General features: G+C 65.4%; 22 protein-coding genes. 15 read left to right on the top strand and 7 right to left on the bottom strand.

All coding sequences use genetic code 11. From position 1 onward, the window contains the following. Positions 1-10: 10 nt before the first annotated feature. Positions 11-724: a ribonuclease PH gene (rph, locus tag XI08_RS29180; RefSeq protein ID WP_271577036.1), complete on the bottom strand. Its 714-nt coding sequence runs from the start codon at positions 722-724 to the stop codon at positions 11-13. A 168-nt stretch (positions 725-892) separates the two neighbouring features. Here rph and hrcA point away from each other — a divergent pair, with 168 nt between their 5' ends. Both hrcA and grpE read left to right on the top strand, forming a co-directional pair. After that, positions 893-1,981: a heat-inducible transcriptional repressor HrcA gene (hrcA, locus tag XI08_RS29175; RefSeq protein WP_027543757.1), complete on the top strand. Its 1,089-nt coding sequence runs from the start codon at positions 893-895 to the stop codon at positions 1,979-1,981. Positions 1,982-2,077: 96 nt separating this feature from the next. Continuing rightward, positions 2,078-2,695, top strand: coding sequence for a nucleotide exchange factor GrpE (gene grpE, locus XI08_RS29170; RefSeq protein WP_027543756.1), 618 nt, complete (start codon positions 2,078-2,080; stop codon positions 2,693-2,695). A gap of 121 nt (positions 2,696-2,816) precedes the next feature. Here the strand turns inward: grpE and pncA are convergent, their stop codons facing one another. Together pncA and XI08_RS29160 are read right to left on the bottom strand one after the other, a co-directional pair. Further along, a complete protein-coding gene (gene pncA / locus XI08_RS29165; RefSeq protein ID WP_271577035.1) occupies positions 2,817-3,539 on the bottom strand; it encodes a bifunctional nicotinamidase/pyrazinamidase in 723 nt (240 codons plus the stop codon). 261 nt (positions 3,540-3,800) lie between these two features. Continuing rightward, the gene (locus tag XI08_RS29160) at positions 3,801-4,742 is read right to left on the bottom strand and encodes a hypothetical protein (RefSeq protein WP_271577034.1); all 942 of its coding nucleotides are present in this window, start codon (positions 4,740-4,742) and stop codon (positions 3,801-3,803) included. Positions 4,743-5,139: 397 nt separating this feature from the next. Here XI08_RS29160 and dnaK point away from each other — a divergent pair, with 397 nt between their 5' ends. The 8 genes from dnaK (at position 5,140) to XI08_RS29120 (ending at position 12,551) form a co-directional block, all read left to right on the top strand. Continuing rightward, positions 5,140-7,041 carry a molecular chaperone DnaK gene (dnaK, locus tag XI08_RS29155; RefSeq protein ID WP_011083506.1) on the top strand — a complete coding sequence of 634 codons (1,902 nt, stop codon included), beginning with the start codon at positions 5,140-5,142 and terminating at the stop codon, positions 7,039-7,041. Positions 7,042-7,286: 245 nt separating this feature from the next. Then, positions 7,287-8,420 (top strand): molecular chaperone DnaJ, encoded by a 1,134-nt coding sequence (gene dnaJ / locus XI08_RS29150; protein WP_027543753.1) that lies wholly within the window; start codon positions 7,287-7,289, stop codon positions 8,418-8,420. Positions 8,421-8,508: 88 nt separating this feature from the next. Beyond that, positions 8,509-9,108, top strand: a complete 600-nt coding sequence (locus XI08_RS29145; protein WP_007598495.1) for a class I SAM-dependent methyltransferase — start codon at positions 8,509-8,511, stop codon at positions 9,106-9,108. Positions 9,109-9,165: 57 nt separating this feature from the next. Continuing rightward, entirely contained in the window at positions 9,166-9,744 is a 579-nt protein-coding gene (locus XI08_RS29140; protein WP_271577033.1) for an NADPH-dependent FMN reductase, read from the top strand. Between the two features lie 6 nt (positions 9,745-9,750). Next, complete coding sequence (gene pyrF, locus XI08_RS29135; protein WP_271577032.1) at positions 9,751-10,464, top strand: orotidine-5'-phosphate decarboxylase; 714 nt, start codon at positions 9,751-9,753, stop codon at positions 10,462-10,464. Positions 10,465-10,584: 120 nt separating this feature from the next. Next, positions 10,585-10,896: a DUF1330 domain-containing protein gene (locus XI08_RS29130; RefSeq protein WP_027543750.1), complete on the top strand. Its 312-nt coding sequence runs from the start codon at positions 10,585-10,587 to the stop codon at positions 10,894-10,896. A 192-nt stretch (positions 10,897-11,088) separates the two neighbouring features. Beyond that, positions 11,089-11,904 (top strand): 4-hydroxy-tetrahydrodipicolinate reductase, encoded by an 816-nt coding sequence (dapB, locus tag XI08_RS29125; protein WP_271577031.1) that lies wholly within the window; start codon positions 11,089-11,091, stop codon positions 11,902-11,904. Between the two features lie 23 nt (positions 11,905-11,927). Further along, entirely contained in the window at positions 11,928-12,551 is a 624-nt protein-coding gene (locus tag XI08_RS29120; protein ID WP_135178678.1) for a 2,3-bisphosphoglycerate-dependent phosphoglycerate mutase, read from the top strand. Positions 12,552-12,775: 224 nt separating this feature from the next. Here XI08_RS29120 and XI08_RS29115 read toward each other — a convergent pair whose 3' ends face one another. Together XI08_RS29115 and XI08_RS29110 are read right to left on the bottom strand one after the other, a co-directional pair. Beyond that, on the bottom strand, positions 12,776-13,672 hold the full coding sequence (locus tag XI08_RS29115; RefSeq protein WP_271577030.1) for a bifunctional helix-turn-helix domain-containing protein/methylated-DNA--[protein]-cysteine S-methyltransferase: 897 nt from the start codon (positions 13,670-13,672) through the stop codon (positions 12,776-12,778). A gap of 55 nt (positions 13,673-13,727) precedes the next feature. Continuing rightward, entirely contained in the window at positions 13,728-14,261 is a 534-nt protein-coding gene (locus XI08_RS29110) for a DUF2244 domain-containing protein (protein ID WP_271577029.1), read from the bottom strand. Positions 14,262-14,283: 22 nt separating this feature from the next. Here XI08_RS29110 and nth point away from each other — a divergent pair, with 22 nt between their 5' ends. From nth to XI08_RS29095, 3 genes are all read left to right on the top strand, one after another. Then, on the top strand, positions 14,284-15,036 hold the full coding sequence (gene nth / locus XI08_RS29105; RefSeq protein WP_271577028.1) for an endonuclease III: 753 nt from the start codon (positions 14,284-14,286) through the stop codon (positions 15,034-15,036). 142 nt (positions 15,037-15,178) lie between these two features. Further along, a complete protein-coding gene (locus XI08_RS29100; protein ID WP_271577027.1) occupies positions 15,179-16,315 on the top strand; it encodes an HlyD family secretion protein in 1,137 nt (378 codons plus the stop codon). Further along, positions 16,302-17,930 (top strand): MFS transporter, encoded by a 1,629-nt coding sequence (locus XI08_RS29095; protein ID WP_271577026.1) that lies wholly within the window; start codon positions 16,302-16,304, stop codon positions 17,928-17,930. The genes XI08_RS29100 and XI08_RS29095 overlap by 14 nt, the downstream gene beginning before the upstream one ends. 6 nt (positions 17,931-17,936) lie before the next feature. Here XI08_RS29095 and XI08_RS29090 read toward each other — a convergent pair whose 3' ends face one another. Both XI08_RS29090 and XI08_RS29085 read right to left on the bottom strand, forming a co-directional pair. After that, positions 17,937-18,677 (bottom strand): sulfate transporter family protein, encoded by a 741-nt coding sequence (locus tag XI08_RS29090; protein WP_027543744.1) that lies wholly within the window; start codon positions 18,675-18,677, stop codon positions 17,937-17,939. Between the two features lie 96 nt (positions 18,678-18,773). Next, on the bottom strand, positions 18,774-19,706 hold the full coding sequence (locus tag XI08_RS29085) for a LysR family transcriptional regulator (protein ID WP_271577025.1): 933 nt from the start codon (positions 19,704-19,706) through the stop codon (positions 18,774-18,776). Positions 19,707-19,812: 106 nt separating this feature from the next. Between XI08_RS29085 and XI08_RS29080 the strand changes: the two genes are divergently transcribed. Both XI08_RS29080 and XI08_RS29075 read left to right on the top strand, forming a co-directional pair. Next, positions 19,813-20,988, top strand: a complete 1,176-nt coding sequence (locus tag XI08_RS29080; protein ID WP_271577024.1) for a CoA transferase — start codon at positions 19,813-19,815, stop codon at positions 20,986-20,988. Beyond that, positions 20,985-21,932 carry a hydroxymethylglutaryl-CoA lyase gene (locus XI08_RS29075; RefSeq protein WP_271577023.1) on the top strand — a complete coding sequence of 316 codons (948 nt, stop codon included), beginning with the start codon at positions 20,985-20,987 and terminating at the stop codon, positions 21,930-21,932. Before XI08_RS29080 ends, XI08_RS29075 begins: the two co-directional genes overlap by 4 nt. Positions 21,933-22,034: the final 102 nt, after the last annotated feature.

Genomic DNA, 22,034 nt, shown 5'->3' with positions numbered 1-22,034 from the left:
GGCCTATTGACTACGCGACAGCCAGTTTCTGCAAGTCCACGAGCCGCGCGACGCCCTTGCGCGCCAGCGCCATCAGCGCCAGGAACTCGGCTTCCGTGAACGGCTCGCGTTCCGCGGTGCCCTGCACCTCGATGATGCGGCCGTCGCCGGTCATGACGAAATTGGCATCGGTCTGGGCTTCCGAATCCTCGGCATAGTCGAGGTCGAGTACGGGGTTGCCGTTGTAGATGCCGCAGGAGATCGCGGCGACGTTGTCGCGCAGCACGTTGGCCTTGACCATGTTGCGCGCCTTCATCCAGTTGACGCAATCGGCGAGCGCGACCCAGGCGCCGGTGATCGAGGCCGTGCGCGTGCCGCCGTCGGCCTGGAGCACGTCGCAATCGACCGTGATCTGGCGCTCGCCGAGCGCTTCGAGATTGATGATGGTGCGAAGCGAGCGGCCGATCAGGCGCTGGATCTCGACGGTGCGGCCGCTCTGCTTTCCGGCGGAGGCCTCGCGGCGGGTGCGTTCCGAGGTCGCGCGCGGCAGCATGCCGTATTCGGCGGTGACCCAGCCGCGACCCTGGCCCTTCAGCCACGGCGGCAGGCGGTCCTCCAGCGTGGCGGTGACCAGCACATGGGTGTCGCCGAATTTCACCAGGCAGGAGCCTTCCGCATATTTGACCACGCCGCGCTCCAGCGTCACGGGGCGCAATTCGTCGGGCGCACGGCGGCTTGGCCGCATGGGAAATCCTCCAAAACTCTCGGAAAAGGGCTATTCGCGGTGCTTGTAGGTGGGGTGAGGGTGGGCGGCAAGGCTTTTTCACCCCCGGTTTTCCACCCCGCAAACGCCACGCTTGTCAGAACCCTCCGGGATAGACAAATTATAAGCGTCTGAGAGGAGTTACCGTCCGTGGCCCATCACGATCCGATCCATCTGATCGCGCCGCGCGCAGGCCTCGCCCAGCTCAACGAGCGTTCCCGCGACATCTTTCGTCAGATTGTCGAAAGCTATCTCGCGACCGGCGAGCCGGTGGGCTCGCGGAACATCTCACGCCTGATCGCGATGCCGCTGTCGCCGGCCTCGGTCCGCAACGTCATGGCCGACCTGGAACAACTCGGCCTGATCTATGCCCCTCATACGTCCGCCGGCCGGCTGCCGACGGAACTCGGCCTGCGCTTCTTCGTCGACGCCTTGATGCAGGTGGGCGACCTCAATGACGCCGAGCGGCAGTCGATCCAGAGCCAGCTCACCTCCGTCGGTCAGGCGCAGTCGGTCGAGGCGGCGCTGGACCAGGCGCTGACCCGGCTGTCGGGCCTGACCCGCGCCGCCGCGGTGGTGCTGACGCCGAAATCCAATGCGCGGCTGAAACACATCGAATTCGTCCGGCTGGAACCGGAAAAGGCGCTGGTGATCCTGGTCGGCGAGGATGGCCAGGTCGAAAACCGCGTGCTGACGCTGCCGCCCGGTGTTCCCTCTTCGGCGATCACCGAGGCCGGCAATTTCCTCAACGCGCGGATTCGCGGCCGGACCCTGGCCGAGGCGCGGCTCGAGCTCGAGACCGCGCTGGCGGAAGCCCGTGCTGAGCTCGATCAGCTGACCCAGAAGGTGATTTCCGCCGGTATCGCCAGCTGGTCCGGCGGCGAGAACGAGGACCGCCAGCTCATCGTCCGTGGCCACGCCAATTTGCTGGAAGACTTGCACGCGCTGGAGGATCTGGAGCGGGTGCGGCTCTTGTTCGACGATCTCGAGACCAAGCGCGGCGTGATCGACCTGCTCGGCCGGGCCGAGACCGCCGAGGGCGTGCGCATCTTTATCGGTTCGGAGAACAAACTGTTTTCCCTGTCGGGTTCCTCCACCATCATCTCGCCCTATCGGGATGCCGCCGGCCACATCGTCGGCGTTTTGGGCGTGATCGGGCCGACGCGGCTGAATTATGCCCGCGTGATCCCGACCGTGGACTACGCCGCGCGCATCGTCAGCCGCCTTTTGGGGGGCTGACCGGCGTTTCCTCCGATCACGGGCGCTTGATTTTCGTGAGCTTAGGCACGATATCCGGGCCAACAATCCCTTGAGACGAGTTCGAGAAGAGAGCCGATGACCGATCGAGACCGGCAGCCCGACGACACGACCCCGCCAACCGGCGAGCCCGTGGTGTCAAAACCCTACATCATGCCCGACGATCCGGAGCCCGGCTCGGTCGAGCTGTTGCAGCAGGAAGCCGCCGAGGCGCGCGACCGCATGCTGCGGACGCTGGCCGAGATGGAGAATCTGCGCAAGCGCACCACCAAGGAGGTCGCCGACGCCCGTCTCTACGGCATCACCGGCTTTGCCCGCGACGTGCTCGACATCGCCGACAATCTCCAGCGTGCGCTCGACGCGGTTCCGGCCGAGGCCCGTGCCGCGGCCGATCCCGGCCTGACCTCGCTGATCGAGGGCGTCGAGCTCACCGAGCGCTCGCTGCTCAACGCGCTGGAAAAGCATGGCGTCAAGAAGTTCGATCCGCAGGGCCAGAAGTTCGACCCGAATTTCCAGCAGGCGATGTACGAGGTGCCGGATGCGTCGGTGCCTGCGGGCACCGTCGTGCAGGTCATGCAGGCCGGCTACACCATCGGCGAGCGCGTGCTGCGTCCGGCTCTCGTCGGTGTCGCCAAGGGCGGCGCGAAGGCTGCGCCCGCGGCGAACAACAACGAGTCGAGCGGCGCGGCCAACTGAGTTTGGGCGTCATTCCGGGGCGGCTCGAAGAGCCGAACCCGGAATCTCGAGATTCTCAGGTGCGTAATTGCGCACCGTAGTTCGATGCTTCGCATCGCCCCGGAATGACAGCGCGAAACGCTTACGCGCCGACCGCGATATCCGCAGACTGAATGCGCTTCACGCCGGCCTTGGCCATGTCGGCCCAGGCTTTTGCCAGCGAGCCCTGCGTGTCGATGCCGCGGCAGGCGTCTTCCACGACATAGACCTCAAAGCCCGCCTTGCGCGCGTCGAGCGCGGTCCAGGCGACGCAGAAATCCGTCGCGAGGCCGGCGACGAAGACGCGCTTGATCTTGCGGGCCTTCAAATAGCCGGCGAGGCCGGTCGACGTCTTGCCGTCGGCTTCGAGGAAGGCCGAATAGCTGTCGACGTCCTTGTGAAAACCCTTGCGGATGATGAGCTCGGCATGCGGGATCGCGAGGTCCTTCGACAGCGAGGCGCCGTCGGTGCCCTGCACGCAATGGTCGGGCCACAGCACCTGCTTGCCGTAGGGAAGGTCGATGGTCTCGAACGGCTTCTTGCCGGAATGCACTGATGCAAACGAAATGTGGCCGGGCGTGTGCCAGTCCTGGGTCATCACCACGTTCGCAAACGCTTTCGCCATCTTGTTGATGACGGGAACGACCTGCTCGCCTTCCTTCACCGCGAGGCTGCCGCCGGGCAGGAAGCAGTTTTGCACGTCGATCACCAGCAGCGCGGAGGCATCGTCCGGCTTGATCGATGCGGCCGCAAAGAGCACGCTTGGAGTAAGGGCTACGAGAGCGCTTGTCCCAAGCGCCGCGAGGATTTGTCGTCGATCAAGCATCGTTCGCCTCCCTCCAGGATGATCCAATGGAGGCAAGCCTAGTTCCGTTCGTATACGAACAGAAGCCCGAAAATGCAGCCGGCTCTGTCCAGCGCTTGGGCGTGCTAATTTCCCGTCGTCCCGGCGAAGGCCGGGACCCATACGCCGCAGCAACAGTTTTGCGAGGACTCGGAGTTACCAGCGCGCGCCGTAACCACTCCCTGTGGTTATGGGTCCCCGCCTTCGCGGGGACGACAGTTGAGTGTGTTGGAGCGCCTTGGGCTACCCCTTCGGCTGGATGCCGTCCCGCACGGCGCGGAAGCGGGTGAAGGCGGCGGACCACTGGTCGCGAGGGGCGCTGGCGATGATGCGCAGCGAGGCGCCGCCGCTTGAGAAGCGGATCCACTGCACCACGGTCACCGGGGTCTTGTCCTTGCCGCTGACGCCGTCGATCCGGGTCTCGAAACCCTGCTGGCCGTTGATGCGGATCGGTTCGGACATGGTGACGCGCGACTCGCGCACGCCGGGGATCTGGAGCGCCGCCTCCTGGGCGAAGCGGGCGCGGTCCTCGGCGGCTTGCGGGGTGGCGCCGATAAGGCCGAGGATCATGAGCGGCTTCGATTCAAAGCCCGTGCTCTCGTCGCCGTCGGCCAGGATGATGCTGGAGCCCGGCGCCAGCGTGCGGATGCCCTTGAAGTCGGCGAGGTCGGTGATCTTGAACGGCATCAGCGCGATCTGCTCTTCGGCCGAGACCTGCTTGCGGGTGACGGCGCTCGCAAACATCTGCCGCACCGCCTCGTCGGTGTAGATCTTGGTCGCGTTCTCCGGGATCTGCACCGCGACATAGCCGGAGAAGCCGGCGCCCGGCACGATCATCGAATAGCGCTTCACCGGGGTCTCGCCGGCCTTGCCGCTCTCGGTGGTGAAATAGGCAAGGCCCGCGGGGGTCTCGATCTTGTCCTGCTTGACGCCGCTGGCGCCGGCGGGGTTGGAATTGAAGGCGCTCGCGACCTCGCCATAGGCGGCCGGCGGCAGCTCGGTGATCAGCACCTTGACGGTGCCGTCCTCGCTCTCGAAGCCCGGAAAGGTCTTGGCCGTGTTGAGGCCGATCAGCGGCACCATGCCGAGGCGCAAGCCGGGCGGGAAAACGGCGTCGGCGGCCACGGCCGGAAGCGCGGAGGCAATGAGGAGGGCGAGCGCGGCGAGGGGGCGGGTCAGCTTCATGGGCACTCTGATTGGTCCATATTGAGGCCGTTCGATGGTCGGCCACCGGGCCGCTTTGTCGCGCTCAGCAGCCTGGGTGCGGCGCTCCGGCCGGTCCGCCTTTTAGCGGGTTTGGCCTTGCCGCAACAGGGCGGTACCGATCACGGTGGCGGGGTGCCGGCCAAGGACCGGACCTGTTAATAATTCCTCACCCGCAAGGGCGATCCAGCCCGGATATGTTCTTCCAAAACCCAATGTTTTCACGGCCGAAACTTGCGTTCGGTCCTTGCGGGCCCCTCCCCCCCTCCTATATGAGCCTCAATCATCGCAATATCGCGGATGTTTGATCTTAGGGGGTTTCGGTTCGGGTGCCTTCTGGGCCCAGCCAGCCTGCCGCAAAAACAAGGATATCAGGACCATGGGAAAGGTCATTGGGATCGACCTCGGCACCACGAATTCGTGCGTCGCCGTAATGGATGGCAAGAACGCCAAAGTCATCGAGAATTCCGAAGGCATGCGCACGACGCCTTCGATCGTCGCCGTCACGGATGATGGCGAGCGCCTCGTCGGCCAGCCGGCCAAGCGCCAGGCCGTCACCAATCCCGAGCGCACCTTCTTCGCAGTGAAGCGCCTTATCGGCCGCCGCTACGACGACCCGATGGTCGAGAAGGACAAGAAGCTCGTTCCGTACAAGATCGTGAAGGCTTCCAACGGCGACGCCTGGGTCGAGGCCGACGGCCAGACCTACTCGCCCTCGCAGGTCTCGGCGTTCATCTTGCAGAAGATGAAGGAGACCGCGGAAGCCCATCTCGGCCAGAAGGTCGACCAGGCCGTCATCACCGTTCCCGCCTACTTCAACGACGCCCAGCGCCAGGCGACCAAGGACGCCGGCAAGATCGCGGGCCTTGAAGTGCTGCGCATCATCAACGAGCCGACCGCGGCCGCCCTCGCCTATGGTCTGGACAAGACCAAGACCGGCACGATCGCCGTGTACGATCTCGGCGGCGGCACGTTCGATATCTCGATTCTCGAAATCGGCGACGGCGTGTTCGAGGTGAAGTCGACCAACGGCGACACCTTCCTCGGCGGCGAAGACTTCGACATGCGCCTGGTCGGCTATCTCGCCGACGAGTTCCAGAAGGAGCAGGGCATCAACCTGCGCAACGACAAGCTCGCGTTGCAGCGCCTGAAGGAAGCCGCTGAAAAGGCCAAGATCGAGCTGTCGTCGACGACGCAGACCGAGATCAACCTGCCCTTCATCACCGCGGACCAGACCGGCCCGAAGCATCTGACGATGAAGCTCACCCGCGCCAAGTTCGAGGCGCTGGTCGACGACCTCATCCAGAAGACCGTCGAGCCCTGCCGCAAGGCGCTGAAGGACGCCGGCGTCACCGCCGGTGAGATCGGCGAAGTCGTCCTGGTCGGCGGCATGTCGCGCATGCCGAAGGTCCAGGAAGTCGTGAAGCAGCTGTTCGGCAAGGAGCCGCACAAGGGCGTCAACCCGGACGAAGTCGTGGCAATCGGTGCCGCGATCCAGGCCGGCGTGCTCCAGGGCGACGTCAAGGACGTGCTGCTGCTCGACGTGACCCCGCTGTCGCTGGGCATCGAGACGCTGGGCGGCGTGTTCACCCGCATCATCGACCGCAACACCACGATCCCGACCAAGAAGAGCCAGGTGTTCTCGACCGCCGAGGACAACCAGAACGCGGTCACCATCCGCGTCTTCCAGGGCGAGCGTGAAATGGCGGCCGACAACAAGATGCTCGGCCAGTTCGACCTGATGGGCATTCCGCCGGCCCCGCGCGGCATGCCGCAGATCGAGGTGACCTTCGACATCGACGCCAACGGCATCGTCAACGTCTCGGCCAAGGACAAGGCCACCGGCAAGGAGCAGCAGATCCGCATCCAGGCCTCCGGCGGCCTGTCGGAAGCCGACATCGAGAAGATGGTCAAGGACGCCGAGGCCAATGCCGAAGCGGACAAGAAGCGCCGCGAGGCCGTGACCGCCAAGAACGAGGCGGACGGACTGGTGCATTCGACCGAGAAGGCGCTGGCCGAGCACGGTTCGAAGGTCGCCGAGACCGAGCGCCGCGCCATCGAGGATGCCGTCAGCGACCTCAAGGAAGCGCTGAAGGGCGACGATGCCGAGGCGATCAAGGCCAAGACCCAGACGCTGGCCCAGGCTTCGATGAAGCTCGGCGAGGCCATGTACAAGCAGCAGGCCGAGGCCGACGCCAAGAAGGACGCGGCCAAGGACGACGTCGTCGACGCGGAATTCACCGAAGTCGACGACGACAAGAACAACAAGAAGTCCGCCTGAGCCCCAAGAGGGTGATGATGCGGACGGCTTGGACCCCACACACCTCTCCAGCCTCCCCCTTCGCGGGGGAGGCTTCCGTGTCGAGGTCGACGGGCGACGCTCCCGTTACGATCGATCAATTTCCAGCCGTTATTCTCAACACTGCCATGCTGCCCTCTGCCGCGAAGCGGAGGGGTGCCTATATCGTTGCGTGGCAACGTTGCTTCGCCCCGGTTTGAATCGCGATTGGATAGACCGAGTTGAACATGTCCACGTCCACCAAGCGCTGCTACTACGAGACCCTCGAAGTCGAACGTGACGCCGACGAATCCAAGTTGAAGTCGTCGTTCCGCAAGCTCGCGATGAAGTTCCACCCCGACCGCAATCCCGGGGACGACACCAGCGAGGTCAAGTTCAAGGAAATCAACGAGGCCTACGAGGTCCTGAAGGACAGGGACAAGCGCGCGGCCTATGACCGTTTCGGCCATGCGGCCTTCGAGCAGGGCGGTCCTGGCGGCGGTGCCGGTTTCGGCGCGGGCTTCGCCTCCTCTTTCTCCGATATTTTCGAGGACCTGTTCGGCATGGCCGGACAGCGCGGCCGCGGCGGCCGCGAGCGCGGCGCCGACCTGCGCTACAACATGGAAATCACGCTCGAGGAAGCCTTTGGCGGCAAGACCGCGCAGATCGAGATCCCGGTCTCGGTCACCTGCGAGGCCTGCTCGGGCATCGGCGCCAAGGCCGGCACCAAGCCGAAGACCTGCTCGACCTGCGGCGGCGCCGGCCGCATGCGTCAGTCGCAGGGCTTCTTCACGCTGGAACGGACCTGTCCGGGCTGCCAGGGCCGCGGCCAGATGATCGAGGACGCCTGCCCGTCCTGCTCGGGCCAGGGCCGTGTGACCCGCGAGCGGACGCTGTCAGTCAACATTCCCCAGGGCGTCGAGGACGGCACGCGGATCAGGCTCGCCGGCGAAGGCGAGGCCGGTGTCCGGGGCGGCCCGGCCGGCGACCTCTACATCTTCCTGTCGCTGGCCCAGCACCAGTTCTTCCAGCGCGACGGCGCCGATCTGCATTGCCGGGTACCGATTTCGATGGTGACGGCCGCCCTTGGCGGCGAATTCGAGGTGCCGACCATCGAGAAGGGCAAGGCCAAGGTGAAAGTGCCCGCCGGGACCCAGTCCAACCGTCGATTCCGCATTGCATCAAAAGGCATGCCGATACTGCGCTCGCGCCAGACCGGCGACATGTACGTTCAGGTCGTGGTCGAAACCCCGCAGAATCTCACCAAAAAGCAGCAGGAATTGTTGGCCGAGTTCGAAAAGCTCTCCTCCGGCAACACCCAGCCGGAATCCGAGGGCTTCTTCGCCAAGGTCAAGGATTTCTTCGGTAATCGGGCGAATTGACTCGTCTTGACCGTATCGCCTTCGGCCTATACGTCTTTATGACCATTTTCTGACACGCCGCGGTCACGCGGTCCCGTCCGGTCCAGACATGCCATTGCCATCGTCCGCGCGTGCGTTGAAGAAGCCCCGTCTCGATGACGAGGTGCGCTTTCTCAGATCGTGGATCGAAAAGCCCCTCCACATGGGCGCAGTGATGCCGTCGGGCAAGCTGCTGGCCCGGACCATGGCTCATTACGTCGACGTCAACTCGGATGCACCTGTGGTCGAGCTCGGCCCCGGTACTGGCGCCATCACCTCGGCCCTGGTCGAACGTGGCGTCGACCAGAAGCGTCTCGTCCTCGTCGAGTACAATCCCGGCTTCTGCGCGCTGCTGCGCGACCGTTATCCGCAGGCCAAGGTCGTGCAGGGCGATGCCTATCGCCTGCGCGACACGCTCTGGAACGTACTGAGCGCGCCGGCATCCGCGGTCGTCTCCGGACTGCCGCTCGTCACCAAGCCGATGCTGACGCGGCTGCGGCTCATTCGCGATGCTTTCACGGCGCTCGCGCCCGGCGCGCCCTTCGTCCAGTTCACCTATGCGGTAGTGCCGCCGATCCCGAAATCGCTGCCCGGCGTGTCCACAGAGGCCTCGGAACGGATCTGGATGAACCTTCCGCCGGCCCGCGTCTGGGTGTATCGCAAGGATTAATTCCGCCGGCATTCGTCTTTGCGTGGCGGGCTCGTTTCGCCGAACGCATTGGATCGGATGTCCGCACCCAAAATCATGGTCATTCCCGGCTCGCTGCGCACCGGCTCGCACAATGCGAAGCTGGCCGCGGTCGCCGCCTATGAATTCGCCCAGGCCGGCGTCGACGTCACCCGCATCTCGCTCGCCGATTTTCCGCTGCCGATCTACGACGGCGATCTCCAGGCCAAATCAGGCGTGCCCAAGCACGCGATCAACCTCAAGCGCATGATCGGCGCGCATCATGGCGTGCTGATCGTTTCGCCCGAATACAATGCCTCGGTGCCGCCGCTGCTGAAGAACGCGATCGACTGGGTCAGCCGCGTGCACGAGCTGCACGAGGCGCGCGGCGAGGTGTTCCGCAACCGCCCCTTCGCGCTCGCCGGTGCCTCGCAGAGCCGGCTCGGCACGGCCCGCGCGCTGCAGGCGTTGCGGCTGATCCTGACTTCCTGCCACGCCAATGTGATTGCCAGCCAGCTCACGCTCGCCTTTGCCGCAGAAGCCTATGACGATATGGACAGGCTCAAGAACGAGGGCGATATCGCCGCGTTGAAGGAGCTGGTGGCGCAGTTGATCGACGTTTCCCAACGCATGATGTGAGGTGACATGACGCCAGCCGAGATCGCCCCGAAAGACCGCCTGATCGTTGCGCTCGATCTGCCGAGCGTTGATGCCGCGGAGGCGATGATCGCAAGGCTCGGCGACAGCGTCACGTTCTACAAGATCGGCTATCGCCTCGCTTATGCCGGCGGTCTGCCGCTCGTTGCCAGGCTCGCCGACAAGGGCAAGAAGGTCTTTCTCGACCTCAAGCTGCACGACATCGGCAACACCGTGGCGCAAGGCGTCGAGAGCATCACCAGGCTGGGCGCGACCTTCCTCACCGTGCACGCTTATCCGCAGACCATGAAGGGCGCCGTCGAAGGCCGCGGCAGCTCGAGCCTGAAGATCCTCGCCGTCACTGTGCTGACCTCCTACAACGACGACGATCTGCACGCGGCAGGTTTCCGGCTCGGCGTCTCCGAGCTCGTCGAAGCGCGCGCGCAGCAGGCGCAGGTGCTTGGCATCGACGGGCTGGTGTCGTCGCCGGAGGAAGTGGGCGCCTTGCGCAAGATCGTCGGCCACCAGATGAGCCTCGTCACGCCCGGCATCCGGCCGGCGGGCTCGGCAAGTGGCGATCAGAAACGCATCATGACGCCGGGCCGTGCGATCACCGCGGGCGCCGATTATCTCGTCGTCGGGCGCCCGGTGGTGGAAGCCGCCGACCCCAAGGCGATCGCAGATGTCATCCAGGCCGAGATCGCGCAGGCGCTGGGAGCATGATCCGGACCCGAAGGGTCGCGTTAGCGCAAAGCGTGCAGCGGTTTTCCATCGCGACAAACGCGGAACGCGTTTGCGCGGAGTTCATGCTCAAATAGAGACGACAACACAGGGAGAAGAACAATGGCAAAAGGCTACTGGATCGGGCGCGTCGATGTGAACAGTGACGAGGACTACAAGCCTTATGTCGTCGCCAACGGTGCGATCTTCAAGAAATGGGGTGGCCGCTTCGTCGTCCGCGGCGGCAAGTTCACCACCGTCGAAGGCGCCAGCCGCACCCGCAACGTCGTGATCGAATTCCCGGACTACGAGACCGCGATCGCCTGCTACAACTCGCCGGAATACCAGGCCAACATCAAGGTGCGGCAGCCGCACTCGGTCGCCGACCTCATCATCATCGCGGGCTATGACGGCCCGCAGCCGTCGGACGGCTGAGGCACACCGTCGTTCCGGGGTGCCGAAGGCGAACTATGGTGCGCCATTGCGCACCTGAGAATCTCGAGATTCCGGGGTCGGCCCTGCGAGCCGCCCCGGAATGACGGTGAACGTGGCGTCACCGCCGCCTGCTCCCCCTCGGTTGCCGGAACTGCATCCCCCCGCTACAACGGCCCCGAAGAGGATCACATCATGTCCGACATGCGCTTGATTGTTGCTGGAGCCGGCGGCCGGATGGGCCGGGCGCTGACGCGGGCGATTGCCGAGAGCAAGGGCGCGGTGCTGGCCGGCGCGCTGGAGGCGCCGGGCTCCGAGCTGCTCGGCAAGGATGCCGGCGTGCTCGCGGGCCTGCCGGCCAACGGCATCAAGGTCTCGGCCGATCTCTGGGCGATGTCGAAGGAGGCCGACGGCATCCTCGATTTCACCGTGCCGGCCGCGACCATCGCCAACGTCGCGATCGCCGCCGAGCGCGGCATCGTGCATGTCATCGGCACCACCGGGCTTTCGAGTTCCGACAACGCCGTGATCAAGAGCGTCACCAATCGCGCGGTCGTGGTGCAATCAGGCAATATGAGCCTCGGCGTCAACCTGCTCGCCGCGGTGGTCAAGCGCGTCGCCAAGGCGCTCGACGAAACCTTCGACATCGAGATCGTCGAAACCCACCACCGCATGAAGATCGATGCGCCCTCGGGCACCGCGCTGATGCTGGGGCAGGCCGCGGCGGCCGGCCGCGGCATCTCGCTCGACGATCACGCGGCGCGCGGCCGCGACGGCATCACCGGCGCCCGCCGGCCCGGCGACATCGGCTTCGCCTCCTTGCGCGGCGGCACCGCGGCCGGCGACCACAGCGTCAGCTTCCTCGGCCCGTTCGAGCGCCTGACGCTGTCGCATCAGGCCGAGGACCGCATCCTGTTCGCGCACGGCGCGCTGAAGGCGGCGCTGTGGGCGCATGGCAAGAAGCCGGGGCACTACTCCATGGCCGACGTGCTCGGCCTCGCCGACATCTGAACGAAAATAACGGAAAGTCATCAATGAGCGAACGTCTTCTCGTGCTCGTCCGCCACGGCCAGAGCGAATGGAATCTGAAGAACCTGTTCACGGGGTGGAAGGATCCTGATCTCACCGAGCTCGGCGTCACCGAGGCCAGGGAAGCCGGCCGCAAGCTGAAGGCGCAGGGACTCGTGTTCGACGTCGCCTACACCTCGGTGCTGACGCGCGCGCAGCACACGCTCGATCTCATCCTCGGCGAGCTCGGTCAGGAGGGGCTGCCCACGGAGAAGAACCTCGCGCTGAACGAGCGCGACTATGGCGATCTCTCCGGCCTCAACAAGGACGACGCCCGCAAGAAATGGGGCGAGGACCAGGTGCTGATCTGGCGCCGCTCCTACGACGTGCCGCCGCCCGGCGGCGAAAGCCTGAAGGACACGCTGGCGCGCGCGCTGCCCTATTACGTGCAGGAGATTTTGCCCAGCGTGCTCAACGGCAAGCGCACGCTGGTCGCCGCCCACGGCAACTCGCTGCGCGCATTGATCATGGTGCTGGAAAAGCTGTCGCCCGAAGGCATCCTGAAGCGCGAGCTCGCGACGGGCGTGCCGATCATCTACCGGCTCAATGCGGATTCGACGGTGGCCTCGAAGCTGGATCTGGCGGGCTGAGAACGATCGCGTGAGGGGAGGCGAAGCCGCGCCAAATATTCAGTGTCGTCCCGGCCTAGTGCGCAATTGCGCACGGGGGGCCGGGACCCATAACCACAGGGAGTGGTTTGGCGAAGGCTTGTAGTTGTCGTGTCTTCGCGTGGGACTGACACCGTCTGCCGTCGATAGATCACGCGGTATGGGTCCCGGCCTTCGCCGGGACGACATTGAGGGGGCGGCAAGACCTACTGCACCCCCAGCTTCCCCGCCTCCCAGCCCAGCATCGCCTGCTTGCGGGTGATGCCCCAGTGATAGCCGGTGAGCGTGCCGCTCTTGCCGAGTGCGCGGTGGCAGGGCACGACGAAGGAAACCGGGTTCTTGCCGACGGCCGCGCCGACGGCGCGCGAGGCCTTCGGGCTGTTGATGTTGCAGGCGATGTCGGAATAGGACACCGCGCGTCCCATCGGGATCTTCAGCAGCGTTTCCCAGACCCGCACCTCGAAATCGGTGCCGATCATCACCACGCGCAGCGGCTGGTCCGGCCGCCACAGCCTCGTGTCGAAGATGCGCTGGGCGAGCGGGGCGGTGCCTTCGTGATCCTCGACGTAAGTTGCATTCCGCCAGCGCCGCATCATGTCGGCAAGCGCTGCTTTCTCCTCGCCGGGATCGGCGAAGGCAAGTCCCGACAATCCGCGATCGGTCGCGATCACGATGGCGGTGCCGAACGGCGAGGGATGAAAGCCGTAGCGAAGGGTGAGGCCCGCGCCGCCATTCTTCCATTCGCCCGGCGACATCGCCTCGTGGGTGACGAAAAGATCGTGCAGCCGGCCCGGCCCAGACAGGCCGGAGTCGAGCGCGGCGTCGAGCACGCTCGCGGAATCCCTGAGCAGGCCCTTGGCGTGGTCGAGCGTCAGCGCCTGCATGAAAGCCTTCGGCGTGATCGAGGCCCAGCGGCGGAACAGATGGTGCAGCTCATCGGGCGTGACGCCGGCCGCATCCGCCATCGCCTCGATGGTCGGCTGCGCGCGCCAGTTCTCCGAGATGAAGGCGATCGCCCGGCGCACCGAGTCATAGTCGCGCAGCGCGGCGTTCTGGGGGCCCGGCTTGGTCAGGCGGTGATCATGTATGGCGAGTGTCATCATGACCGGAAATGTAGGAGAGGGGGCAGCTCGAAACCACCCGATTTCCGACGTGACGTCAGCGAATGGGGTTGAAGGTCGGTCCCCGCTTGGCGGCGTTCAGCGCCTCAACCAAGCCATTGTAAAAGCTTGTTTTTTCTTCAGGTCCCAAGAAGCCGGCGAGCTGGAGCCGGCGGCCGCGCGAGATCAGGTAGAGGTGTTCGAGGCCAAAATCCTCGTCGACCTCCAGGTCGAGCCGGACCCAGAGCGGATTGAACGTCCATTCGGCGACCTGGCCGCGATGGCTGACGCGCCGCACCCGCAGTTCCGAGGGCGTGACCACGATCTCCTCGCAGGCGCGCGCGGCGCGGAAATTGACCTTGAAGGCCCACCAGATCACCAGCACGTCGAGGCCGAAGAAGCCGAGCACCGGCCACGCGCCCATCATCAGGAAGACGAGGCCGGTGACGAAGCTGACGACGCTCAGGAACAGCATCACGGCGAGGAAGCCGGTACGGTTCAGCGAGCGGTGTGGCGTCAGCAGCGCCGAGAAGATTTGAGCTTCGCTCTGATCTTCAGCGTCCCTGCGCTCAATTTCGTTGCCTGTGCTCATCGTCCCTCAGTATATCCCGATCATGGCGAAAATCACCCGCAAGCCGGTCCCGCGCAAAGCAGCGGTGCCGAAGAAAAGAGCAAAGGCGGCCGTGGCGAAGCCGAAGGCCCCTGCGAAGAAATCGCTCAAGGCCGTCAAACCCTGGACGCCGGCGGAGATCCACGAGGTCTTCAGCCGTTTCCGCAAGGCCAATCCGGAGCCGAAGGGGGAGCTCGAGCACGTCAATCCGTTCACGCTGCTGGTCGCCGTGGTGCTGTCGGCGCAGGCCACCGACGCCGGCGTCAACAAGGCGACGCGCGCATTGTTCGAGGTCGCCGATACGCCGCAGAAGATGCTCGACCTCGGCGAGGAATCCTTACGCGAGTACATCAAGACCATCGGCCTCTATCGCACCAAGGCCAGGAACGTGATCGCGCTGTCGGCAAAGGTGCTCAGCGAATTCGGCGGCGAGGTGCCGCGCACGCGCGCGGAAATCGAGTCGCTGCCCGGCGCCGGGCGCAAGACCGCCAACGTGGTGCTCAACATGGCCTTTGGCGAGCACACCATGGCGGTGGACACGCATGTCTTCCGTGTCGGCAACCGCACTGGGCTCGCGCCCGGCAAGACGCCGCTGGACGTCGAGCTTGGTCTCGAAAAGGTGATCCCGGCCGAGTTCATGCTGCATGCCCATCATTGGCTGATCCTGCACGGCCGCTATACTTGCCTCGCGCGCAAGCCGCGCTGCGAGGTGTGCCTGATCAACGATCTTTGCCGGTGGCCGGAGAAGACAGTCTAGGGCATCAGCTATCGTCTGTCATTCCGGGGCGATGCGAAGCATCGAACCCGGAAGCGCGAGATTCCGGGGCTGGTCCTTCGGACTATCCCGGAATGACGATGGTGAGATTCGCGTTCGGGCAAAGTGGCTTTGGGGACATGTCGTGAGTCAGCAGGATCAAGTTACGTCATCGCCACCGCCTGCCGCTCCAGCCCCGCCACCCAAGCCGACGCAGCGGCCGGCGAGCTCACTGTGGAGCCGGTTCGCGATTCCGCTGTTCGCGGTCATCGTCGCGCTCGCCTTCGTCGCGCTGGCGACGCTGCGCTTCGACGAATGGGTCGGCAATGCCGTGGTCCAGACCACCAATGACGCCTATGTGCGCGCCGAGCTGACGCGGCTGGCGAGCCGTGTCTCCGGCGAGGTGCTGACCGTCGGGGTCACCGACTTCCAGCGCGTCAAGGCCGGCGACCTCCTGATTCAGATCGATCCCGCGGACTATGCGGCACAGGTCGCGCAATCCGAAGCCGCGGTCGCCGCCGCGCAAGCCGCGCTCGACAATCTGGCCAACCAGGTCGAGCTGCAATATGCGACGATCGCGCAGGCGCAAGCCGCGCGGCTGTCGGCCGAAGCCTTGGAGGTCGAGGCGCGGCAGGAGCAGGAGCGTCAGCAATCGCTGTCGCAGACCGAGTCCGGCACGCGGCAGCGGTTCGAGCAGGCGGTAGCAAACTACGCCAAGGCGCAGGCCGACGTGCGTGCCAGCCGCGCCGTGATCGCCGCCCAGCAGCATCAGCTCGAAGTCCTGCAAGGCACCAGGAAGCAGCGCGCCGCCGATCTCGAAGCCACCAAGGCGTCGCTGGCGAGTGCGAAGCTGAAGCTCGGCTACACGAAGATATCGGCGCCGTTCGACGGCGTCGTCGGCGAGCGCCAGGTGCAGCCCGGCGACTACGTCAACATCGGCACCAACCTCATCAACGTGGTGCCGCTGCCGAAGGTCTATGTGATCGCGAACTACAAGGAGACCCAGCTCACGCACGTCGCAACGGGCCAGCCGGTCGAGATCACCGTCGACAGTTTCCCGCGCGAGAAGCTGCGCGGCAAGGTCGAGCGCATCGCGCCGGCGACGGGCGCGCAGGTCGCGCTGCTGCCGCCGGACAATGCGACTGGCAACTTCACCAAGGTGGTGCAGCGCATTCCCGTGCGGATTCAACTCGACGACAATCAGCCATTGCTGGCACGGCTCGTGCCCGGCATGTCGGTCGTCACCAGCATCGACACGAAGGCCGCGAATGGCGGAAAATGACGATGCTGGCCGCGGACCGCTCTCGCGCGGCGGCGTCGCGCCACAGCCGTTGTTCGCCGTGGCGGCGGTGCTGCTCGGCTCGTTCCTCGCCAATTTCGACAGCCGTCTCACCACGGTCGGACTGCCCGACCTGCGCGGCGCGTTCTCGCTCGGCTTCGACGAAGGCGCCTGGCTCTCCACCGCCGGTATCGGCTCGCAGATCTTCATCGCGCCCGCGGTGGCGTGGCTCGCGACGGTGTTCGGGCTCAGGCGCGTGCTCGGGATCCCCAGCCTCGTCTATGCCGCGGTCTCGCTGATCATCCCCTTCGTGCACGACTATCCGACGCTGCTCGGGCTCAGCGTCGTGCATGGTCTGCTGCTCGGCACCTTCGTGCCGGCGACTCTGATGATCGTGTTCCGCAACCTGCCGATCCGCTGGTGGCTGCCTGCGATCTCGATCTATTCGATCCGCGTCGGCTTTGCGTTGGACACCTCGAGCTCGCTGGTCGGCTTCTATGTCGACCATCTCGGCTGGCAATGGCTGTACTGGCAGGGTGTCGTGATCGCGCCGCTGATGGGCCTGATGGTCTATCTGGGCACACCGAGCGAGCCGGTGAACCGCGCGCTGCTGCGCGAGGCCGATTGGGGCGGCATGCTGCTGCTCGGCGCCTCGGTCTCGATGATCTATGCCGGCCTCGACCAGGGCAATCGCCTGGATTGGCTCGGCTCGGGTACGGTGATGGCACTGCTGGTCGGCGGCGGCGTGCTGTTCGTCGCTTTCCTCGTCAACGAGTCGCTGGTGCGACAGCCCTGGGCGCATGTGAACGTGCTGTTCTCGCGGAATATCGGCCTGTCGCTGGTGGTGATCCTGCTCTACACGCTGACCTCGCTCTCCAACTCGTCGCTGGTGCCGAACTTCCTCGGCAATATCGGACTGCTTCGGCCGGAGCAGAGCGGGCTGCTGCTGCTCGTCTACGGCGCGCTGCCGATGTTCGTGCTGGTGCCGATTTCGATCTGGCTGCTGCGCCATTTCGATGCGCGCGCGGTGACGGTGGTGGGATTCACCTGTTTCGCAGCCGCCAATCTCTGGGGCACCCAGCTCACCCATGACTGGGCGCGCGAAGATTTCATCGGCATCGTGGTGCTGCAAGCGATCGGTCAATCGACGACGCTGCTGCCGATCATCATCATGGCGCTCTCGAACTCCGATCCGAGCCGTGCCACGTCGTTCGCCGCCTATATCCAGATCATGCGGCTCGGCGGCGCCGAGATCGGCGTGGCGCTAATGGGGACGTGGCTGCGCGTCCGCGAGCAGGTCCATTCCTTCTATCTCGGTCAGAACCTCGGCGTCGGCGACGTCGATGTGGTGCGGAGGCTGAAGCAGCTCGCCGACCATTTCGCCGCTCATGGCGCCGGCCTGGCGCAGGCGCGCGCGGTGGGAACGCTCGCAAGCTTCGTCCAGCGCGAGGCCAATGTGCTCGCCTATATCGACGGCTTCTGGCTCTGCTTCTGGCTGGCGATGGCCGCGCTCGGCGTCGTCGCGCTGATCACCCGCGCCCCGCCAGGCCCGTTCACGCCCGCGCCGTTCGGCTTCGCCAAGATGCTGTTGCGCAAATGCGGGATGCCTGTGGCCTGAGCTGGGTCACCGCATCTGCCGCGCCGGCTCGATCAGCTCGGGGCGCGGGCCTGATAGCCGCTTGTGCATGTGGACCATGAAGGCCATGCCGAAGATCGGCGTCGCCAGGTTGACGATCGGAATCGAGACGAAGGCCGCGATGATCAGGCCGGCGGCGAAGATGGTGGCGGCATTGTCGCGCCGCATCGCCTTGGCTTCCTCCGGCGAGCGGAAGCGCATCGCAGCGAGCTCGAAATATTCGCGTCCCAGCAGCCAGGCCGTGGCGAGGAAGAAGATCAGGAAACCGGCGCCGGCCAGCAACACGAAGGGCAGCGCGATCAGATAGACCAGGATGGTCAGCAATGCGGTCTTGACGCCCTCGTAGATCGCCTGGCTGAAAGGCAGCGCCACGCCCGGCCGTTCGGCGGGATAGTGTTCCCGCTCGACATGGTCGGCGACGTCGTCGACGAACAGGCTCGCCACCACCGACGTGATCGCCGGCATCAGGAACACCGCTCCGAACACGACGCCCAGGCCCGCCGCGATCGAGACGATCCAGGCCAGGACCTCGAGCGACGTGTGCCAGCCGGGACCGAGCAGGCCCTCAAGCCAGACTTCGCCATAGGTCGCAAACCAGCTGAGCAGCCGCTGCAAGCCGATCGCCAGCACGGTGATCAGCACGAGCGCAAGCCCGATCGATCGCCACAGGATCGAGCGCATCGGCGGCGAGATCATTTGCGACAGCGCCTTCACGGCGGCATCCAGCATGGGGGACCCTCTCACGAAACCACCCGCGAGAGGTAGACATGCCGGATCGCTTCGGCAAGTCCTCGCAATGACGGCCGAGCTAGTATTGGTCGTGCCTCACCCCGCCAGCTTCGCCTGCCAGCCGCCGCTGCGGACCTGCTCGGCGATCAATGCGAGTATCAGGCGGCGCATCTCTTCCATGGCGTAGGTCATCGGGCGGTTGCGCAGGCGACAGAGATAGAGCGTGCGGGTCAGCTTCGGCTCGATCACCTTGCGTGCGATCAGCCGGCCGGCCGCGAGCTCCTCCCGCGCGAACAGCTTTGTCGCAATGGTGCAGCCGAGCCCTTCCACCAGCGCGCCGGTCATGCCGGTGATCGAGTTGGCGTGCAGGATGGCGCCGCCTTCCAGCCGCTTGAGCAGGACCGGATCGTCCAGCAGCGCGCGCGAGGACAGGCCGAGACCGTAGCGAAGCAGGATCAGCGGCAAGCGGTTCAGCTCCTCGAACCGGATCGGCGCCTTGCCCTTGCCGACCAGTTTCGGAATGCCGACCAGGAACATCTCCTCTTCGAGCACGGCCTCCGTGATCAGCTCCTTCTCCGAGGGCGGATTGTAGACCAGCGCGAGGTCGACGTTGGAGACCATCAGGTGCATCAACGTCGCGCCGGACAGGCTCTCCGTCAGCGACAATTTGAGCTTAGGGTACTTGGTCAGCACCGTACGCATCAACGCGACGCCGATCGCCTTGACGCCGGAATTGGCCATGCCGATCGAGATCTCGCCGGCGATGACGCGGGCGCCCTCGCGCACCTCGGTCTCGGCCTCCGCCATCGCGCGCAGGATGATCCGCGCGTGCTCATAGAGCCGCTCGCCGGCCGCCGTCGGTTCCATGCCGCGCGACTTGCGCTCGAACAGCGGCGTTGCGAACTCGGCCTCCAAATTCGAGATATGATGGCTGAGCGCGGACTGCGCGACGTTCACCTGGTCAGCCGCGCGCGACAGGTTCCGCTGCTCGTAGACGGCGATGAAATAGCGGAGCTGGCGCGAATCCATGGACGATCAAGCGTTCTAGAAATGCGAAGGCAATCTTCGACAGATTATATTTTTCAGAAGGCTTGTGAAGGCCTAGTCTCCCGGGTGGACGAACAGGGAGTGACGCATGAATGAGGCCGGATTGCCGCTCGAAGGCGTGCGGGTCGTCGAGATGACCCACATGGTCATGGGCCCGACCTGCGGCATGATCCTCGCGCAGCTCGGTGCCGAGGTGATCAAGGTCGAGCCGCCGTCCGGCGACAAGACGCGGAGCCTTGGCGGCATGGGGACGGCGTTCTTTCCGCTGTTCAACCGCGGCAAGCGCAGCGTCGTGCTGGACTTTGACGAGCCCGAGGATCGCGACACCATGCACCGTCTGCTCGCGACGGCCGACGTGTTCCTGGAGAATTTTCGCGATGGCCAGCTGGAGAAGCAGGGGTTAGGTACCGAGGAATTGCGCCGCCGGCATCCGCATCTGATCATCGCCGGCCACAAGGGCTTTCTGTCAGGTCCCTATGAGCATCGCCCCGCGCTCGACGAGGTCGTGCAGATGATGTCGGGGCTCGCAGCCATGACCGGCACCAGGGAGAAGCCGCAGCGCGTCGGCTCCTCCGCCAACGACATCATGGGCGGCATGTTCGGCGTGATCGCGATCCTGGCCGCGCTCTACCAGAAGCGCGGCGGAAAACGCGACGGTGCCGACATCCGCATCGGCCTGTTCGAGAACTGCCTGTTCCTGGTCGCCCAGCACATGGTCGAATACGAGATGACCGGCAACAAGCCGCGCTCGATGCCCGAGCGCGAGCACGCCTGGCCGATCTACGATATCTTCGATGCCGCGGACGGCGAGCGCATTTTCATCGGCGTCGTGACCGAGGGGCACTGGCAGAGCTTCTGCCGCGAGTTCGGCCTGGCCGAGCTTCTCGAAGATCCCGCCTTGCGCACCACGACCGACCGTATCCTGGCGCGGCCGCGGATCATTCCGCGCGTCGCCGGGATCATCCGGCAGCAGAACGTAGCAGAGCTGTCGCAAAAGCTCGATGCGCTCAACATCTGTTTCTCGCCGATCAACCGGCCTGAGGATCTCCTGACCGATCCGCATGTGCTGCGACCCGGCGGCCTCGTCACCAACATCACTGCCGATGGCAAGCCGTTCCATGTACCGGCTCTGCCGGTCGAGTGGAACGGCAGCCATCTCGGTGAAGGCCTGAAGGTCGCGCCGCTCGGCGCCGACACGTCGGCCGTTCGTGCCGAGATCGACAAGGATGACACCACGTCAAAAGCCGCTGGGAGGCCCGCATGAGCCGGATCGAGACGATTTACCCCTCGGATCGCGTCAGCCTGCGCGAGGTCGGCCTGCGCGACGGGCTCCAGCTCGTGAAGAAATTTCCATCGACCGAGGCCAAGCAGCGCTGGGTGCGCGAGGAATATGCCGCTGGCGTCAGGCATTTCGAGGTCGGCTCGTTCCTGCCGGCGAAGACCTTCCCGCAATTCGTCGATGTTCGCGACGTCATCGGGGCGGTTGCCAGCCTGCCCGGCGCCCACGGCGTCGCGCTCGCGCTCAACGAGCGCGGCGTCAATGAAGCCCTGGAATCCGGCGTCGGCGAGATCGCCTCGGTGGTCTCGGCCACGGAAGAGCACAGCCAGGCCAACGCCCACCGCTCGCGCGAATCCGCGATCGCCAATGTCAGGCGGCTCTGCGAGATGCGCGACGCCAGCTCGCACAAGCCGCTCGTGAATGCCGCGATCTCGATGGCGCTGGGCTGCTCGATCGCCGGCGCGGTCGACCCTGCCGAGGTGCTGCGGCTGGTCGATAAATGCCTCGAGGCCGGCGTCGATTTCGTCGCGATCGCCGACACCGTCGGCTATGCCGGCCCGAAGCAGGTCGCCGAATTGTCGCGCGCCGCGGTGAAGCTCGCAGGGCAAAAGCCGATCTGCATCCACCTCCACGACACCCGCGGCATGGGGATCGCCAACGCCGCGGCGGCGCTGGACGAAGGCGTCCGCATCCTCGACGGATCGCTCGGCGGCCTCGGCGGCTGCCCCTTCGCGCCCGGCGCGACCGGCAATGTCGTGTTCGAGGATCTCGTATTCCTGTGCGAGAGCAAGGGTTTTGCGACGGGGATCGACCTGGACAAGCTGATCGCGGTGCGCAGGATCTTGCGCGAGGAGATGCCGAACGAAGCACTATATGGCGGCGTCGCGCGGGCGGGCCTGCCGTGCGGGAGCGCGGCGAAGGCGGCGTAGAGCCACGCGTGCGCTGCTCTTCCCTTCTCCCCTTGTGGGCCTGTTGCGTAATTCGTCAATTGTGATTCCCTAGGGCAAAGCCTTGGAGGGTAGCGATGGGGG

This window comes from Bradyrhizobium sp. CCBAU 11361, from assembly GCF_028128935.1.
Lineage (GTDB): Bacteria > Pseudomonadota > Alphaproteobacteria > Rhizobiales > Xanthobacteraceae > Bradyrhizobium > Bradyrhizobium niftali.
Note: the sequence above shows the minus strand (reverse complement) of the source record. Positions and strands in the feature narration are given on the sequence as shown.